Source organism: Aeromonas dhakensis, from assembly GCF_002285935.1.
GTDB lineage: Bacteria > Pseudomonadota > Gammaproteobacteria > Enterobacterales > Aeromonadaceae > Aeromonas > Aeromonas dhakensis.
In genome coordinates this window covers 1,850,668-1,867,482 of sequence record NZ_CP023141.1, presented here as the reverse complement: position 1 = coordinate 1,867,482, position 16,815 = coordinate 1,850,668, and the positions used below count along the sequence as shown (strand labels likewise).

The following is a 16,815-nucleotide window of genomic DNA, read 5'->3' as shown; positions in this document are numbered from 1 at the left end:
CGAAACCTGGGTTGCTTGAAAAGAGAAGCTGCGGCTATCAGAGAGAGCCGCAGCTGTCGGTTCGGATGAGGCATCTTAATATGAAGCCGGCACAAAATCCATGTCGGTCCCTGCGAGGCAGATCGCGCTTTGACATCACAATTGTCTGTGACTATTTCTGCTCCTGGGCGCTGATCGGCGCAGATACGGTCGGCTTGCCCTGCATGATGGAGATCTCCACCCGCCGGTTCATGCGCCGGTTTTCCGGTGTCGTGTTGGGCACCAGCGGCTGAGTATCCGCCATGCCCTGCACCACCAGCCGGCTGCCATCAAAACCGGGCACCTTGATCATCTGATGAGCCACCGCCACCGCCCGCTGGGAGGAGAGTTCCCAGTTGGACTGGAACAGCTCATCCTCAGTGGCCACGTTGTCGGTATGACCGGAGATGGTGATCTCGCCCGGTACATCCTTGAGCAAGGCGGCAACTTTGCGCACCACAGGCCAGAACTGGGGCTGCAGGAAGGCGGAGCCCGCCGGGAAGGCGGCTTTCTCGCGGATCCGGATGATGATCTGCTGGCCCAGCGCCTCAATCTCGATCGCCCCATCCTGGATCTGCGCCTTCATCTGATCCGCCAGCGCCTTGGCCAGCGCATTGGACTGCTCCTGCTGCTGTTTCTGCGCCTCCTGCTGGGTATCGCCCCCCACCAGCTTGTCTTCGCTCTTGTCATGACCGCCAGCCTTGTCGGCATCACCGGGCTGGAATTCCAGCTCGGTCTGGGTCATGTCGATAGTCTGCTGCATGATGGTATCGATGGGTGTTGGTTCCGGGCGACCCGGTCTGAACTCCTGGGCAATGACAGAGGTTCCCTTGGGGATGTCCTTCACCTCGAGGATGTTCTGCACCCCGAACGCCTTCTCCATGGAGCCGGCAATCTGCTTGAACTTCTGCACATCCATCTCGGCAAACGAGAGCAGCAGCACGAAGAAGCACATCAAGAGCGACATCAGATCGGCGAAAGTCCCCATGTAACCGGGCAGCCCGGGGGGCGGACATTTGCAATCAGACATACAGCCCCCTATTCATCGCCATTGTTGCGTTTCGACTGGTTGAGGTAGTTCTGCAACATGGACTGGATCACCCGCGGGTTCTGGCCATCCTGGATGCCCATGATGGCGTCCAGCACCAGGCAGCGACTCAGCTTCTCCTCACCGCTGCGCAGCTCCAGCTTGTCGGCGATGGGGATGGCAAGCATGTTGGCCTCGATGGCGCCGTACAGAGTGGTGAGCAAGGCTACCGCCATGGCCGGGCCGATGGATTTGGGATCGCTCATGTTGGCCAGCATGGCCACCAGCCCGACCAGGGTACCTATCATCCCCATGGCCGGCCCCAGATCCCCCAGCGAGCGAAACACCTTGATGGCGATGACATGGCGCTCGGCGGTGAGCTCTATGTCTTTTTCCATCACGGCACGGATGACGTCGGCGTCGTGACCGTCCACCAGCATGTCGATGCCCTTTTTCATGAAGGGGTTGGGCACCTCGGCCGCTTCCAGCGCCAGAAAACCGCCCTTGCGGGCCGCATCGGCCAGCTCGACCGCCTTGACGATCAGATCGTCGAGCTTGTCTCCCTTGTACATGAATGCCTTGCCGGCCACCTTGAACGCCATCAGGAACTGGCCGATGTTGAACTTCATCATGGCGATAAAGATGGAGCCTAACACCGTGATGCAGATTGAAGGAACGTCAATGTACATCCCCACAGGGCCACCCAGCAGCATGCCATAGATGACCACCCCAAATCCCAGCACTATGCCAATCAGACTACCTAGATCCACATCCCTACTCCTGTCAGCTGAAATTTGTTGTATCTGTAGTTTGTTGAATTTTCTGCTATTGGCTCACCAGCGGCAAGGGCCGCTACCATTTTCCCCTTTGGAAGATGGCTTATTATCGGCCACTTTTCCGAGAGTTTAAGCCGATGGCATTTTTCTGCCTCCCCCCTGCCCGCCGTCGATGTTAAGATAAGCCGTTTTTTTCAATCCCCGAGGATGGACATGGCCAGTAAAAAAATCGACCGCCTGAGTTTTGATGCCACTCTGGAAGAGCTGGAAACCATAGTTCATCAACTGGAACAGGGCTCCCTGCCGCTGGAAGAGGCCCTCAAGCAGTTCGAACAGGGCATTCACCTGGTGCGTGCCGGCCAGCAGAAGCTGGAGCAGGCCGAGCAGAAGATCCAGATCCTGCTGACTCAGGCCGATGGCAGCGAGCACGCAGTTCCCTTCCGGCCAGAGCAAGGAGAGGAGTGAGTGACGCTGGACGATTTTTCCCGCCTGCACCGGCAACGTATTGACGACTGTCTCTCTGCACAACTTGAATCCTTGCCGCCCATGGCCCCCCGCCTGCGCGATGCCATGCGCTATGGTCTGCTGCTGGGCGGCAAACGGGTGCGCCCCTTTCTGGTCTACGCCGTCGGCGAGATGCTGGGCGTCAAGAGCGAGCTGCTGGACGGCCCCGCCGCCGCGGTGGAGTGCATCCACGCCTACTCCCTGCTGCACGACGATCTGCCCGCCATGGATGACGACGATCTGCGTCGCGGTCAGCCGACGGTGCACAAGGCATTTGATGAAGGCACCGCCATTTTGGCCGGTGACGCCCTGCAGACCCTGGCCTTCGCCATTCTGGCTGATCACCCGATGCCGGATTCGCTTTTGGGCAACCGGGTGCGGATGCTGAGCCGGCTGGCCCGCGCCTCCGGCTATCTCGGCATGTGCGGTGGCCAGGCGCTGGATCTGCAGGCGGAGGGGCGCCAGATCACCCTGGCCGAACTGGAACAGGTACACCGCCACAAGACCGGGGCCCTCATCGAGTGCGCCGTGGCGCTCGGTGCCCTGTGCAAGGCCGATGTGGATGAAACTACCCTGAGCGCGCTGCAAACCTATGCCGCCGCCATCGGTCTCGCCTTCCAGGTACAGGATGACATCCTCGACATCACGGGTGACACCGCCACCCTCGGCAAGCGACAAGGTTCCGATCTGGCGCTGGAAAAGAGTACCTATCCGGCACTGCTTGGGCTCGACAATGCCCGTGAGCTGGCTCGCGAACTGCATGGTAAAGCCTTAACAGCCTTGCAATCTTTGCCCTACAATACCGACATTCTGGAAGCGTTTGCCGATTACATCATCGAGCGAACCCACTAAACGCTGGATAACAGTAACAATATGAGCGTTGATATAAGCAATTTCCCCAACCTGGCCCTCGCGGATACGCCGGTCGAGTTGCGATCCCTGCCCTTCGAGCGACTGCCTGTGCTGTGCAACGAACTGCGTGAATATCTGCTGCGTTCGGTGAGTCGCTCCAGTGGCCATCTTGCCTCCGGGCTCGGCACCGTCGAACTGACGGTGGCGCTGCACTACGTCTACAACACCCCGTTCGATCGACTGGTGTGGGACGTGGGCCACCAGGCTTATCCCCACAAGATCCTCACTGGTCGCCGTGACCGGATGCAGAGCATCCGCCAGAAAGACGGTCTGCACCCCTTCCCTTGGCGCGGCGAGAGCGAATATGACGTGCTCTCCGTCGGTCACTCCAGCACCTCCATCGGTGCGGCGCTCGGCATGGCCGTGGCGGCCGAGAGCGAAGGGCTGGGGCGCAAGGTGGTGGCCGTGATCGGCGATGGCGCCATCACCGCCGGTATGGCGTTCGAGGCACTCAATCACGCCGGCGATGTCCACAAGGACATGCTGGTGGTGCTCAACGACAACGAGATGTCCATCTCCGAAAATGTCGGGGCACTGAACAACCACCTGGCCCGCATCATGTCCGGCAAGCTCTACACCACCATCCGTGAGGGTGGCAAGAAGGTGCTGGCCGGCCTGCCGCCAGTCAAGGAGCTGGCCAAGCGGGCCGAGGAACACCTCAAGGGAATGGTGGTGCCTGGCACCCTGTTCGAGGAGTTCGGCTTCAACTACATCGGCCCCATCGACGGCCACGACATCAACGCCCTGGTCGAGACCCTGCGCAACATGCGCAACCTCAAGGGGCCGCAGCTGCTGCACGTCAAGACCAAGAAGGGCAAGGGCTACGAGCCCGCCGAGAAGGACCCCATCGGTTATCACGGCGTGCCCAAGTTCAATCCGGACGAGTGCACCCTACCCAAGGCGAGTGGCGGCAAGCCGAGCTTCTCCGCCATCTTCGGCCAGTGGCTGTGCGACATGGCGGCCAAGGATGAGCGGCTGGTCGGCATCACCCCGGCCATGCGCGAAGGCTCCGGCCTGGTGAAGTTCAGCCAGCAGTATCCGGATCGCTACTTCGACGTGGCCATCGCCGAGCAGCACGCGGTCACCTTCGCCGCCGGTCTCGCCATCGCCGACCAGAAGCCGGTGGTCGCCATCTACTCGAGCTTCCTGCAGCGGGCCTACGACCAGCTGATCCACGATGTGGCGCTGCAAGAGCTGCCGGTGCTGTTCGCCATCGACCGGGCCGGTCTGGTGGGGGCCGACGGCCCGACTCATCAGGGGGCGTTCGACATCAGCTTCCTGCGCACCGTGCCCAACATGGTGATCATGACCCCGTCCGACGAGAACGAATGCCGTCAGATGCTCTACACCGGCTACCAGTGCAACGGGCCGGCGGCGGTACGCTACCCCCGCGGCAGCGGCACCGGCGTCCAGGTGGAGAGCGAGATGCAGGCGCTGGCGCTCGGCAAGGGGCGGATTGTGCGTCAGGGCAAAGGCACCGCCATCCTGGCGTTCGGCACCCTGTTGCAACAGGCCAAAGCGGCCGCCGAGGCGCTCGATGCCACCCTGGTGGACATGCGTTTCGTCAAGCCGATGGACGAGGCGCTGGTGCTCTCCCTGGCCGCGACCCACGATCACTTCGTGACCCTCGAGGACAACGCCATCATGGGCGGCGCGGGCTCTGCGGTGAACGAGCTGCTGATGCGCAGCAAACAGTGCAAGCCGGTGCTCAACCTCGGCCTGCCGGATCGCTTCGTGGAGCAGGGTACCCAGGAGGAGATCTACGCTCTGCTGGGGCTCGATGGCGCCGGCATCCAGCGCAGCATCGAGCAGTGGCTGCAGGCTTGATCCCTCAGCACACACAGCAAAAGGGCGCCGTTATGGCGCCCTTTTCGTTTGTCTGTCTCGTTTGTTTATCTGTGACCATCAGCCCTTGTAGAGCTTGGGATTGAACACATCCCGCAGCCAGTCACCCAACAGGTTGATGACCAGCACCAGCACCACCAGGCAGATGCCCGGGAAGGCGGTGATCCACCAGGAGCCGGAGAAGATGTAGTTGAAGCCCACGCTGATGAGCGAGCCCAGCGATGGCTGATCCACCGGCATCCCCAACCCCAGGAAGGAGAGGGCCGCCTCGCTCATGATGGCGTTGGCCACCTGCACCGTGGAGATGACCAGGATCGGCGACAGGCAGTTGGGCAGAATGTGGCGGAACATGATGCGCGGGGCACGAAAACCCATCACCTTGGCCGCTTCCACATACTCCTTCTTCTTCTCCGCCAGCACCGAGGCGCGCACGGTACGGGCGTACTGCGGCCACTCGGCGATGCCGATGATCACCACCAGCATCAGAATGGCGAACTTGGAGTAGAACTCGGAACCAAACGTCGCCTGGAAGATGGCGGAGATGATGATCGCCACCATCATGGTGGAGAACGACAGCTGCACGTCGGCAAAGCGCATCAACAGGCTGTCGATGCGGCCACCGAAGTAGCCGGCCAGCAGGCCGATGACGATGCCGAGCACCAGCTGCAGCCCCACCGCGAACAGACCTATGGTGAGCGAGATGCGGGCGCCATAGAGGATGGTGCTCCAGATGTCGCGACCCTGGTTGTCGGTGCCGAGCCAGAAGCGCTCCTCGCCCCCTGCCAGCCAGGAGGGCGGCAGTTCGGCATCCATCAGATCGAAGCTGGTCTGGTCATAGACGTTGTACGGGGCGAGCCAGGGCGCCAGCATGGCGGCCAGCACGAATACCACGAACACCGCAAAGCTGAACATGGCTACCTTGTCCCGCAGGAAGTAGTAGACGATGTCGGAATTTTTAAATCGGGCCCAACGGCTTGGGCTTGCAGTTACAGCATTAGTCATGCGCTTACCCCTTGGCAGTCAGGTTAACGGTTGGGTTGATCAACCCGTAGAGCAGGTCGACCAGAGTATTGGTCACCACGAAGATCAAGCCCACGAAGATGACGTAGGCGGTGATCAACGGGGTATCGACCCGGTGGATCGCCTCGAGGAAGAGGAAGCCGGTCCCCGGCCACTGGAACACGCTCTCGGTCAGTATGGTGTAGGCCACCATGGTGCCGATCTGTACCCCGCCCACCGTGATGACCGGCAGCATGGTGTTCTTCAGGGCGTGCTGGTAATAGACCTTGTTGTTGTCCAGCCCCTTGGCGCGGGCGAACTTGACGTACTCGGAGGAGAGCTGCTCCAGCATCTCGGAGCGCACCAGCCGGATGAACAGCGGCAGCATGATGGAGGAGAGTGCCACACAGGGCAGGATCAGATGCTTGATGCCGTCCCAGGTGAAGAAACCAGACTCCCAGCCCAGCAGGTTGTAGGTCTCGCCGCGGCCGTAGGCCGGCAGCCAGCCCAACTGGATGGAGAAGAGGTACATCAGCATGATGGCGGTCAGGAACACCGGGATCGAGATACCGATGCTGCTCCCCGCCATGATGATCTTGGTCGGTATGCTGTGCGGGCGGATCGCCGAGTAGACCCCAAGCGGAATGGAGACCACCACGATGATCAGCGCAGCGCCAAACACCAGCTCAAGAGTAGCCACCAGCTTGTCGAGGATAACCTCGAGAGCGGGTCGCTTGAAGAAGTAGGAAGTGCCCAGATCCCCGTGTACCGCGTTCTTCAAGAAGCGGCTGTATTTGACGAGGAAAGGATCGTTGAGGCCCATCTTCTCGCGCAATTCGTGGCGCTGGGCTTCGGAGACGGATTGTCCCACCAGCTCGCGCAGCGGATCCCCCAGGTTGTCCTGGATGGAGAAGGCGACCAGGCTGATGACGAACATCACTATCACGGCCTGATAGAACCGTTTCAGCAGGAATGTAAACATGCTTGTCCTTCTACGTGGCCTGTGTCATGGCACAGGCTTCTGTTAGCAGGCGGGGTGGCCGGCTGACCACCCCGCCCCGTCCTTCCTTGCGACTTGCGCTTACTTGCCGACCACCAGGTCACCCAGGTAAGGGAAGTTCATTACGTTGACCACCGGCTTGATGTCGGCGTTCTTCTTGGCGCCGTAGGCCAGATCTTCCCAGTGCAGCGGCACGTAGGCGGCGTCGTCGATCAGCATGGCTTCGACCTTCTTCAGCATCTCGGCGCGCTTGGCCGGGTCGGTCTCGGCATTGGCCTGCTCGACCAGCTTGTCAGCCTCGGCGTTGGCATAGCCGGCACAGTTGTACTGGCCCATGCCGGTCTTGGCATCCTTGGTGAAGGTCAGGAACTCGAAGAAGTTCGCGGTATCTTCGGTGTCGGAGTGCCAGCCGATCAGCTGCATGTCCGCGGCGCACTTGTCAAACTCCGGCCAGTACTGGGCCACCGGCATGGTCTTCAGATCCACCTTGATGTTGATCTTGGCCAGCATGGCGGAGACGGCCTGGGCAATCTTGACGTCGTTGACATAGCGGGCAGCCGGGGAGATGAAGCTCATCTTGAAGCCCTTCTCGTAGCCGGCTTCCTTCATCAGCTCCTTGGCCTTGGCCAGGTCATACTGGGGCTTGAGCGCCTCGTTGTGACCGGCATAGCCTTTCGGGCTCAGCTGGCCGGCGGGGGTGCCAAAGCCCTTGTTGATCTTCTCGACGATACCCACCTGGTTGATGGCGTAGTTGATCGCCTGACGCACGCGCTTGTCTTTCAGCGCCGGGTTGGTGTTCTGGTTCAGCTCGATGATGATGGCGCGGGTACCGGACAGGGTCACCAGCTGGGTGTCCTTGCCGTTCTTCACGCGCTCCAGATCGTTCGGCGCAACCGGGTAGATCATGTCCACGTCGCCACCCAGCAGGGCCGCCACGCGGGTGGCGTCTTCCTTGATGGGCACCACGGTCAGGTTGTCAACGTTGCCCTTGGAGGCCTTGTCCCAGTAGTTGGCGTTGCGCACGTACTCCAGCTTCACGCCCTGCTCGCGGAACTTGACGCTGAACGGGCCGGTACCGGAGACGTGGGTGGAGGCGTAGGAGTCGCCGTTCTTGACGATCTCGCCCTTGTCCTTGCCCGCCTCTGTCTTGCCGGTATAGAACTTGGAGTCCATCGGGAAGATGTAGGTCACGGTCTGCAGCACCAGCGGGAATGGCTTGGCGGTGACGAGATCCACTGTGTACTCATCGACCTTCTTCACTTCGGCGATGGGGTCGAAGATGGCCTTGAAGTCGACGGAGGACTTCAGACGGTTGACGGTCCACACCACGTCGTCGGCGGTGAAGTCGTTGCCAGAGTGGAACTTGACGCCCTTGCGCAGGAAGAAGCGGACGGTCTTGTCGTCGATACGCTCATACTTCTCGGCCAGGCGCGGCTCGAACTGCAGGTCCTGGGTGTAACGCATCAGGGGGTCGAACACCAGGTGGGACATCTCCAGGGTCTGACCGGAGAGCTGCTCCTGCGGGTCCAGCGAGGTGGCGTCAGAGGCGACACCGACCTTGATGTCGACAGCGGAGACGTTAAAGGCGAAACCAGCGGCAAACAGCGCCAGTGCAATCTTGGACAATCCTTTTTTCATTGTTTTCTCCATGCTTTTGGCTTTTTTATTGACATAGATACCGGCGAGCCGGTGCTTTCCTAGCTTGCGATTTCCAGCCCCTCGCGGGACATTCCCTTGAACTCCGGCATGAGGGAGATCAGCTTGCGGCTGTACTCATGCTCGGCATTGGTAAACAGTTTCTCGGTCTCGGCCACCTCCACCAGGTGACCGTGCTGCATCACCCCGATGCGATCGCACATCTGGCGGATGACCGGCAGATCGTGGCTGATGAACAGCATGGTGAGGCCAAGCTCCTGCTGCAGATCCTTGAGCAGGTTCAGGATCTGGGCCTGGACCGACACATCCAGCGCCGAGGTGGGCTCGTCGCAGATGAGGAAACGGGGCCGGGTCGCCAGGGCCCGGGCGATGGAGATGCGCTGACGCTGACCGCCGGAGAACTCATGGGGATACTTGACCCCGACGCCGCGGCCGAGGCCAACGTGATCCAGCAGATCCCCCACTATGCCGGCGATCTGGCTCTCGCTGCTCGCCAGCTTGTGGAAGCGGATCGGCTCGGCAATGATGTCGCGCACCTTCATGCGCGGGTTCATCGACGAATAAGGGTTCTGGAACACCATCTGCATCTGGCGACGCAATGGGCGACGCTCATGCTCACCCTTGAGGGCGGTCAAGTCGATCCCCTCGAAGAAGATCTTGCCGGTATCGGGCGGATAGAGGCCGGTGATGGCGCGGGCGATGGTCGACTTGCCGGAGCCAGACTCCCCCACCAGGCCGAAGGTCTCACCTTCGAAGATCTCGAAGCTGATGTTGTTGCAGGCCCGTACATACTGGCGACGGCTCGGGAAGAAGGAATCCTTGGTGACGAACTTCAGATCCACGTTTTCCACCCGCAGCAGCGCCCCTTCATAGGCGCGTTCGTCCTGGCTCTGGCCCAGCCAGTGGGTCTTGAGATCGATGCTGGTATCCGCCGCGCCGGCATCCTCGATATAGGAGACCAGCGGGAAGCGCACCAGCTTCACATCCGAGCGGGGCACCGCGGAGATGAGGCTGCGGGTATAAGGGTGGTTGGGGCGACCCAGCACCTGTTCCGTGGTGCCGAACTCCACCAGATCGCCGCGATACATGACCGCCACCTTGTCGGTGACGTTGGAGACCACGCCCATGTCGTGGGTCACCAGCATGCAGCCCACCTGCCGCTCCTTGCAGAGGGTGCGGATGAGCTGGAGGATCTGATCCTGGATGGAGACGTCCAGCGCCGTGGTCGGCTCGTCGGCGATGATGAGCTCGGGATCGCCGGAGAGGGCGATGGCAATCACCACCCGCTGGCGCATACCGCCGGAGAACTGGTGCGGATACTGCTTGATGCGCAGCTCCGGGCTCGGGATCCCGACCGCCTTCATCAGCTCGAGTGCCTTGGCAAAGGCAGCCTCACGGGACAGGTCGGTGTTGGCCAGGATGGTTTCAACCAGCTGATGTTCGACGGTGAACAGCGGGTTGAGGGAGGTCATGGGGTCCTGAAAGATGAAACCGATGCGCGAGCCGCGAATGGCCCGCATCTCGTTCTGGCTCTTGCCGGAGATGAGCTCGCCATTGAGGTAGATATCGCCACGGGCGATGCGACCCGGCGGGCTCAGGAGATCGATGACGGCGTTGCCGATGGTAGACTTGCCGGCGCCGGATTCACCCACGACACCGACTATCTCCCCTTTTTCGATGGAGAAAGAGAGATCCTTCACTGCGGCCAGTACCCCGTAGCGGGAGGGATACTCGATCCGCAAGTTTTTCACTTCGAGCAAGGACATGGTTACCTCTGCGGGGGACATCCGTCCCAAATAATTCGTCCGTAAATCGGCCGCAGATGCCGGTCGTGCCTTGGCGTGATCGTGAGTGTTTGATATGACGACTAAACGCTCAATCCATGAGACAACGAAACCAGCGATCCGGGCGGGTTTTTTGCATTTTTTTGGAATAACCCGCGAGTAACTTAGACGGTTTGACGGCGAGTGTAAATGATCGGGTTATACAATTTCGCAATACTTTGCTCAGTTAGCAGCCAGCTCAGCAGTCATAAATGATGACTACAATCACATATCCAGACTTTATGACCACATAAATGACGATCTAGTGCTTTTACTTTCAACAAGGGTGTAACAGGCGGGAATATTCACTATTGACACAATAGTCTCAAGCCTCGAATGAGTAGTGAATATTTATGTGAAATGATTTTTTAACGGCAGCATATGCCGATGAATGAAAACTAAACAGAGATAAATAGGGGGATGCCAGCGCTGCATTCCCCCTCGTAATCCCCGTCACCCCAGCCAGTATGCCAGCAATTGCATACAAAACAGGGCGAACAGGGCGGCGATGAGATCGTCGAGCATGATGCCGAAGCCACCGTGGATGCGGCGATCAAACCAGGAGATGGGCCAGGGCTTGAGCACGTCGAACAGGCGAAACAGCACGAAGCCGGCCAGCACCCACTCCCAGCCGTCCGGCGCCGCTATCATGGTGATGCCAAAGCCGATTACCTCGTCCCAGACGATGGCGCCGTGATCCGGCATGCCGATGGCATCGGTGGCGCTCTGACAGATGCGGATGCCCGCCACGAAACCCACCACCAGCAGGGCAATAAACCAGGCTGTCGGCAAGCCGCTCACCAGCAGGTAGAGCGGGATGGCGGCCAGCGTCCCCATGGTGCCGGGCGCCTTGGGCGAGAGGCCGGAGCCAAACCCCACCGCCAGGAAGTGAAGCGGGTTCCTGAGGTTCAGCCGCTTCAGCTCGGGCTTTATCATGAACCAGCTCATGCGAAGTGATCCCACCCTTTCAGCGTCAGCTCGACCGGTTGCTCACCGTGCAGATAGTCGATGCCGGGCTCACCGGCCAGGATCCGGCCGATGCGGGTGAACTTGACGCCGCAGTTGGCCAGCGCCGTGTCCAGCGCGCCGCGATGCTCCTCCGGTACGGTGAAACAGAGCTCGTAGTCATCGCCACCGGCCAGCGCCAGCTGCCAGGCATCCTGCTCGCTCACCGCATCCTGCAGCACGGGTGAGAGCGGCAGCAGACCGAGATCGATCTGGGCCCGCACGCCGGACGCCTTGAGAACGTGGCCGAGATCCGAGGCCAGGCCGTCGGAGAGATCCAGCGCGCTGCTGGCCAGTCCGCGCAGGGCCTGACCGGCCAGAATGCGGGGATGGGGGTGATCGAGGCGCGGCAGCACGGCCGCCAGCTGGTTCTCGTTGAGGGTGCGCTTGGCCAGCAGGTGGGAGAGCGCCAGCGCGGCATCCCCCAGGGTGCCGGTCACATAGACACCGTCGCCGGCCTTGGCACCGCTGCGCAGCAGGGCACGGCCGGCCGGCACCGAGCCCTTGACCGATACCGTGATGGAGAGCGGGCCGCGGGTCATGTCCCCGCCCACCAGTGCCACGTTGTAGTATTCGGCAAGCTCGAGGAAGCCTTCCGCAAAACCGGCTACCCAGGCTTCGTTGACGGTGGGCAGGGTCAGCGCCAGCGATACCCAGCGCGGCTCGGCGCCCATGGCGGCCAGATCGGAGAGATTGACCGCCAGCGCCTTGTAGCCGAGGTCTACCGGATCCATGTCGGGAAAGAAGTGTACGCCGCTCACCAGGGTATCCGTGCTCACCGCCAGCTGGGTGTCGGGGGGCAGGGTCAGCAGGGCGCAGTCGTCCCCAGGGCCCATCACCACGTCCTTGCGGGCGTGGGGGACCTTGAAGTACTTATCAATCAGCTCAAATTCACCCATACAGTAAAAAGCCAGCGATTAAGCTGGCTCCTCTATTAGATGCTGTTGCGGCTCTTGCTGCGAGACCGTGTTCAAGGCTGGTCGCTGCCGGGCTCTTCATGTATTTCCATACACGTCGGCCAGGCGCTGCGCTTCACCTTGCTGACGACGGCTCGCGACAGAGCATCGATCAGCATGGAATGCTGATGAACGCAGGGATCAGCGCTTGTCCAGCGACTTGATCACCTTGTCCAGTACACCGTTGACAAACTTGTGGCTGTCATCGGCAGCAAAGGCTTTGGCCAGCTCGATCGCTTCGTTGATCACCACGCGCGGCGGCACATCATCACGACGGGTCAGCTCATAGGTCGCCAGACGCAGGATCGCCTTGTCCACCATGTCCACTTCTTCCAGCGGACGGGAGAGGAAAGGTGCGAAGACCTTGTCCAGCTCATTGCAGTGGAGGGCTACCCCGAACAGCAGATCGCGGAAGTAGTTCAGATCCACACCCTTGGTGTCCTGATCGATCTTGAACTGCTCTTCGATGTCGCCCACGTTGGCCTTGGTCATCTGCCACTGGTAGATGGCCTGGGTGGCGCAATGGCGGGCCTTGCGGCGCTCAGACGGTTTCAATGCATTTCTCCTCGTTACACGTCCAGTTCTTTCAGGACGTTGATCATTTCGAGCGCTGCCAGTGCAGCCTCTGCACCCTTGTTACCCGCCTTGGTACCTGCACGCTCGATGGCTTGTTCAATGTTTTCAGTGGTCAGTACGCCGAAGGCAACCGGAATTTCATATTCCATCATTACCTGGGCCATGCCCTTGCTGTTCTCGTTGGCGACCAGATCGAAGTGGTAGGTGCCGCCACGAATGACGGTGCCGACTGCCACGATGGCGTCATACTTGCCGCTCTTGGCCAGTTTCTTGATGACCAGCGGCATTTCAACCGCGCCCGGCACTTTCACCAGGGTCAGGTTGCTGTCCTGTACCTGGCCTTGACGCTTCAGTACGTCCAGTGCACCACTCACCAGGCTGTCGTTGATGAAACTGTTGAAACGAGCAACGACAATCGCAACGCGCGCTTCAGGAGCGGCGATATTTCCTTCGATAACCTTCATTGGAAATCCTGTATCTGTGAAAGCAAAAGGGCCGGAGTCAAAAGTGCGCACATTCTAGCACAACAGACCCACGACAAAAAACCATGGCCGCAACGGGCGGCCATGAGGATGATTTCAGCCGTATGCGGCGCTTACTCGCCGACATACTCCACCACTTCCAGGCCGAAGCCGCCGAGGGCGTGATACTTCTTCGGCGAGCTCAGCAGGCGCATCTTGCCCACACCCAGCGCCTTGAGGATCTGGGAGCCGACGCCGACCCGGCGCGAGGTGCCCTGCCACTTGGCTCCTTCCGGCGCCAGCCCCTTGTCGGCGGCCTCGAAGCCCTTGACCCTGGCCAGCAGCTCGGCACCGTGGGCTTCCGCCCCCAGGATCACCAGCACCCCGCCCTCGTCGGCGATGCGGGCCATGGATTTGGGCAGCGGCCAGCTGCGGGCGGCGTGGCGGTCGGTCTGCAGCAGATCGCTCAGCACGTCGTGCAGATGGACCCGCACCAGGGTCGGCTGCTCGGCACTCACCTCGCCTTTCTTGAGGGCGAAGTGCACCTGGTTGTCGATGGTGTCGCGGAAGGTGATGAGGTCAAACTCGCCATATTCGGTGGGCAACTTGCACTCGGCCACCTTCTCGACTGTGGTCTCATGCTGGTTGCGGTATTCGATGAGATCCGCAATGGTGCCAAGCTTGATGCCGTGCTGCTCGGCGAAGATCTCCAGATCCGGTCGGCGCGCCATGGTGCCATCTTCGTTGAGGATCTCGACGATGACGGAAGCGGCCTCGTAACCGGCCAGCCGGGCCAGGTCACAACCTGCCTCGGTGTGGCCGGCGCGAGTCAGCACGCCACCATCCTGCGCCATCAGCGGGAAGATGTGGCCGGGCTGCACCAGATCAGAAGCCTTGGCATCGGGCGCCACCGCCGCCTGCACGGTGACGGCGCGATCGGCGGCGGAGATGCCGGTGGTCACCCCTTCGGCCGCTTCGATGGTCACGGTGAAGGCGGTGGAGAACTGGGCGTTGTTGCGGTCGACCATCAGCGGCAGCGCCAGCTGCTTGCAACGATCCCGGGTCAGGGTCAGACAGATGAGCCCCCGGCCGTAACGGGCCATGAAGTTGATATCTTCCGGGCGGACACAGGAGGCGGCCATGATGAGGTCCCCTTCGTTCTCCCTGTCTTCGTCATCCATCAGGATCACCATCTTGCCAGCCTTGATATCGGCAATGATTTCCTGGGTCGTGCTCAGCGCCATGGGCTACTCCATCAACATGCTTCGGGGATTGAGCCAGTCGGCTCGACGTGATACTGCCTATTGTGCTCTAGATGGGGCACGCGGGGCCCCATTTCAATCGGAGCGGGATCACAGAAAAGCGTTTTTCCCGCCGAGGATCCATCACAGGAAACCGGAGCGGGCCAGCTTCTCCAGGGTCAGGGTGGAGGCACTGCTCTCCTGGCGCTGACCCGTCATCAGCCGCTCCAGATAGCGGGCTATCTGATCCACCTCGAGATTGACGCTCCTGCCCGGCTTCCAGCCGGCTATGGTGGTCTCCTGGGCGGTGTGGGGCACGATTGTCAGCCGGAACAGATCCCCCTGCACGGCGTTGACGGTGAGGCTGATGCCGTCCACCGCGATGGATCCCTTCTCGGCGATGTAGCGGGAGAGCTCCGTCGGCGCCTTGATCCAGTACTCGATGGCACGACCGCTGCTGGAGACGCTCTTGACCTCCCCCACCCCGTCCACGTGGCCGGAGACCAGGTGACCGCCGAGGCGGGAGGTGGGCATCAGCGCCTTCTCGAGGTTGACCCGATCGCCCACCTTGGCGGCAGAAAAACCGGTGCGAGAGAGGGTTTCCAGCGACACGTCGGCGGTATAACGCTTGTCGCCCAGGGCGATCACGGTAAGACAGACGCCGTTGGTGGCGATGGAGTCGCCGAGCTTGACGTCGCTGAAATCCAGGGTGGGCGCGTGCACGGTGAGGGCCATGTCTTCGCCCTGGCGACGCAGCTCGGCCAGGGTTCCCACCGCTTCGATAATTCCGGTAAACATGCAGATCACCTTGCTGATGACGGGGGCGACAATGCCCCCTTTAACATTGATAAATCAGGCTATTTTGGCGGTAATACGAATATCCTGGCCAACCATGCGCACATCCTTGATGTTGAGCTTGGGGGCCTGGAACAGCCGGGTCAGCACCGGCAGGTGGAACAGGCCGCGCCCCTCATCCCCCATCAGTTTGGGCGCCTGATAGAGCACCAGATCGTCCACCAACCCCTTGTCCAGCAGGGCGCCGCACAGACGTGGCCCCGCCTCCACCAGTACCGAGTTGACGTTCTGTTTAGCCAGCAGCATGAACAGGCTGACCAGATCCAGCTTGCCATCCAGCAGCGGCACCTCCAGCTGCTGCACCCAGGCGGGCCAGTCGCCGTCCGCCTTGTGGCGGGCCAGCAGCACCGGGCTCTTGCTCTGGAACAGGGGCAGATCCGGGGTCAGCCGGCTCTGCGAGTCGACGATGACCCGCAGCGGCTGGCGCAGGGTCTCTTTGGGATAGACGGCCTTGACCGAGGGGGGCAGCTCGTCCCAGCGCACGGTGAGGGAGGCGTTGTCCGCCAGCACGGTTTCGGCGCTGGAGAGCACCGCATCGTGGCGAGCCCGCAGTCGCTGCACGTCGCGGCGCGCCTCCGGGGAGGTGATCCACTGGCTCTCGCCGCTCGCCATGGCGGTGCGACCATCCAGGCTGGCACCGAGCTTGACCGTCACCTGCGGGAAGGCGGTGCGCATCCGCTTGAAAAAGCCCGGGTTGAGCGCCTCGGCCTCGGCAGCCAGCAGACCGAAATCGGTCTTGATGCCCGCCTCGGAGAGCATGCGCAGGCCGCGCCCCCCTACCTGAGGGTTGGGGTCTACCATGGCGGCCACCACCCGGCTCACACCGGCCTTGATCAGCGCCTCGGCGCAGGGCGGGGTGCGACCGTGGTGGGAACAGGGCTCCAGGGTCACGTAGGCGGTGGCGCCGCGGGCCTCTTCACCGGCCGCGTGCAGGGCATAGACCTCGGCATGGGGCTGACCGGCCCGTTGGTGCCAGCCCTCTCCTACCACCACGCCGCCTTTCACCAGCACAGCACCGACACAGGGGTTGGGCGCCGTGGTGTAACGGCCGCGGCGGGCCAGTTCGAGGGCCCGGCTCATCCATTGGTAATCGTCTTGACTAAACATCTGGGCTCCTCTGACAGCACATCCAGGCTTACGCAATATCGTAGGTTCGATTAG

16 protein-coding genes are annotated in these 16,815 nt (G+C 61.3%); 3 read left to right on the top strand and 13 right to left on the bottom strand.

The window, feature by feature from the left end:
* Positions 1–151: 151 nt before the first annotated feature.
* Together CK627_RS09165 and pomA are read right to left on the bottom strand one after the other, a co-directional pair.
* Positions 152–1,048, bottom strand: a complete 897-nt coding sequence (locus tag CK627_RS09165; protein WP_005298118.1) for a flagellar motor protein MotB — start codon at positions 1,046–1,048, stop codon at positions 152–154.
* Positions 1,049–1,056: 8 nt separating this feature from the next.
* Positions 1,057–1,815, bottom strand: a complete 759-nt coding sequence (pomA, locus tag CK627_RS09160; RefSeq protein ID WP_005298116.1) for a flagellar motor protein PomA — start codon at positions 1,813–1,815, stop codon at positions 1,057–1,059.
* 219 nt (positions 1,816–2,034) lie between these two features.
* On the opposite strand from pomA, the gene xseB reads away from it, so the two are divergent.
* From xseB to dxs, 3 genes are read left to right on the top strand one after another with little or no spacing between them, the layout of a single operon-like run.
* Positions 2,035–2,286, top strand: a complete 252-nt coding sequence (gene xseB, locus CK627_RS09155) for an exodeoxyribonuclease VII small subunit (protein ID WP_095592167.1) — start codon at positions 2,035–2,037, stop codon at positions 2,284–2,286.
* Entirely contained in the window at positions 2,287–3,177 is an 891-nt protein-coding gene (ispA, locus tag CK627_RS09150) for a (2E,6E)-farnesyl diphosphate synthase (RefSeq protein ID WP_042006897.1), read from the top strand. It abuts the gene before it with no gap.
* Positions 3,178–3,198: 21 nt separating this feature from the next.
* The gene (dxs, locus tag CK627_RS09145; RefSeq protein ID WP_095592166.1) at positions 3,199–5,064 is read left to right on the top strand and encodes a 1-deoxy-D-xylulose-5-phosphate synthase; all 1,866 of its coding nucleotides are present in this window, start codon (positions 3,199–3,201) and stop codon (positions 5,062–5,064) included.
* A 78-nt stretch (positions 5,065–5,142) separates the two neighbouring features.
* Here dxs and CK627_RS09140 read toward each other — a convergent pair whose 3' ends face one another.
* The 11 genes from CK627_RS09140 to ribD all read right to left on the bottom strand — a co-directional run bounded on the left by CK627_RS09140 (position 5,143) and on the right by ribD (position 16,761).
* Complete coding sequence (locus tag CK627_RS09140; RefSeq protein ID WP_005298107.1) at positions 5,143–6,084, bottom strand: ABC transporter permease; 942 nt, start codon at positions 6,082–6,084, stop codon at positions 5,143–5,145.
* 4 nt (positions 6,085–6,088) lie between these two features.
* A complete protein-coding gene (locus CK627_RS09135) occupies positions 6,089–7,063 on the bottom strand; it encodes an ABC transporter permease (protein WP_010633104.1) in 975 nt (324 codons plus the stop codon).
* Positions 7,064–7,162: 99 nt separating this feature from the next.
* Complete coding sequence (locus tag CK627_RS09130; RefSeq protein ID WP_005298104.1) at positions 7,163–8,719, bottom strand: ABC transporter substrate-binding protein; 1,557 nt, start codon at positions 8,717–8,719, stop codon at positions 7,163–7,165.
* 59 nt (positions 8,720–8,778) lie between these two features.
* Positions 8,779–10,503 carry a dipeptide ABC transporter ATP-binding protein gene (locus CK627_RS09125; protein WP_095592165.1) on the bottom strand — a complete coding sequence of 575 codons (1,725 nt, stop codon included), beginning with the start codon at positions 10,501–10,503 and terminating at the stop codon, positions 8,779–8,781.
* Between the two features lie 510 nt (positions 10,504–11,013).
* Complete coding sequence (locus tag CK627_RS09120; RefSeq protein ID WP_017765161.1) at positions 11,014–11,508, bottom strand: phosphatidylglycerophosphatase A family protein; 495 nt, start codon at positions 11,506–11,508, stop codon at positions 11,014–11,016.
* Positions 11,505–12,464, bottom strand: coding sequence for a thiamine-phosphate kinase (gene thiL, locus CK627_RS09115; protein ID WP_010633101.1), 960 nt, complete (start codon positions 12,462–12,464; stop codon positions 11,505–11,507). The genes CK627_RS09120 and thiL overlap by 4 nt, the downstream gene beginning before the upstream one ends.
* 198 nt (positions 12,465–12,662) lie before the next feature.
* Entirely contained in the window at positions 12,663–13,076 is a 414-nt protein-coding gene (gene nusB, locus CK627_RS09110; protein ID WP_005298096.1) for a transcription antitermination factor NusB, read from the bottom strand.
* Positions 13,077–13,090: 14 nt separating this feature from the next.
* Entirely contained in the window at positions 13,091–13,561 is a 471-nt protein-coding gene (ribH, locus tag CK627_RS09105; protein WP_010633100.1) for a 6,7-dimethyl-8-ribityllumazine synthase, read from the bottom strand.
* Positions 13,562–13,692: 131 nt separating this feature from the next.
* Positions 13,693–14,802, bottom strand: coding sequence for a bifunctional 3,4-dihydroxy-2-butanone-4-phosphate synthase/GTP cyclohydrolase II (gene ribBA / locus CK627_RS09100; protein WP_005298092.1), 1,110 nt, complete (start codon positions 14,800–14,802; stop codon positions 13,693–13,695).
* Between the two features lie 141 nt (positions 14,803–14,943).
* Entirely contained in the window at positions 14,944–15,597 is a 654-nt protein-coding gene (locus CK627_RS09095) for a riboflavin synthase (RefSeq protein ID WP_017783741.1), read from the bottom strand.
* A 54-nt stretch (positions 15,598–15,651) separates the two neighbouring features.
* Positions 15,652–16,761: a bifunctional diaminohydroxyphosphoribosylaminopyrimidine deaminase/5-amino-6-(5-phosphoribosylamino)uracil reductase RibD gene (gene ribD, locus CK627_RS09090; protein WP_095592164.1), complete on the bottom strand. Its 1,110-nt coding sequence runs from the start codon at positions 16,759–16,761 to the stop codon at positions 15,652–15,654.
* Positions 16,762–16,815 lie beyond the last annotated feature (54 nt).

Excerpts from the sequence above, each read along its gene's own strand:
- CK627_RS09165 (WP_005298118.1), bottom strand. The coding sequence starts at position 1,048 with ATGTCTGATTGCAAATGTCCGCCCCCCGGGCTGCCCGGTTACATGGGG.
- xseB (WP_095592167.1), top strand. The coding sequence starts at position 2,035 with ATGGCCAGTAAAAAAATCGACCGCCTGAGTTTTGATGCCACTCTGGAA.
- dxs (WP_095592166.1), top strand. The coding sequence starts at position 3,199 with ATGAGCGTTGATATAAGCAATTTCCCCAACCTGGCCCTCGCGGATACG.
- CK627_RS09140 (WP_005298107.1), bottom strand. The coding sequence starts at position 6,084 with ATGACTAATGCTGTAACTGCAAGCCCAAGCCGTTGGGCCCGATTTAAA.
- CK627_RS09135 (WP_010633104.1), bottom strand. The coding sequence starts at position 7,063 with ATGTTTACATTCCTGCTGAAACGGTTCTATCAGGCCGTGATAGTGATG.
- CK627_RS09130 (WP_005298104.1), bottom strand. The coding sequence starts at position 8,719 with ATGAAAAAAGGATTGTCCAAGATTGCACTGGCGCTGTTTGCCGCTGGT.
- CK627_RS09125 (WP_095592165.1), bottom strand. The coding sequence starts at position 10,503 with ATGTCCTTGCTCGAAGTGAAAAACTTGCGGATCGAGTATCCCTCCCGC.
- CK627_RS09120 (WP_017765161.1), bottom strand. The coding sequence starts at position 11,508 with ATGAGCTGGTTCATGATAAAGCCCGAGCTGAAGCGGCTGAACCTCAGG.
- thiL (WP_010633101.1), bottom strand. The coding sequence starts at position 12,464 with ATGGGTGAATTTGAGCTGATTGATAAGTACTTCAAGGTCCCCCACGCC.
- ribH (WP_010633100.1), bottom strand. The coding sequence starts at position 13,561 with ATGAAGGTTATCGAAGGAAATATCGCCGCTCCTGAAGCGCGCGTTGCG.
- ribBA (WP_005298092.1), bottom strand. The coding sequence starts at position 14,802 with ATGGCGCTGAGCACGACCCAGGAAATCATTGCCGATATCAAGGCTGGC.
- CK627_RS09095 (WP_017783741.1), bottom strand. The coding sequence starts at position 15,597 with ATGTTTACCGGAATTATCGAAGCGGTGGGAACCCTGGCCGAGCTGCGT.
- ribD (WP_095592164.1), bottom strand. The coding sequence starts at position 16,761 with ATGTTTAGTCAAGACGATTACCAATGGATGAGCCGGGCCCTCGAACTG.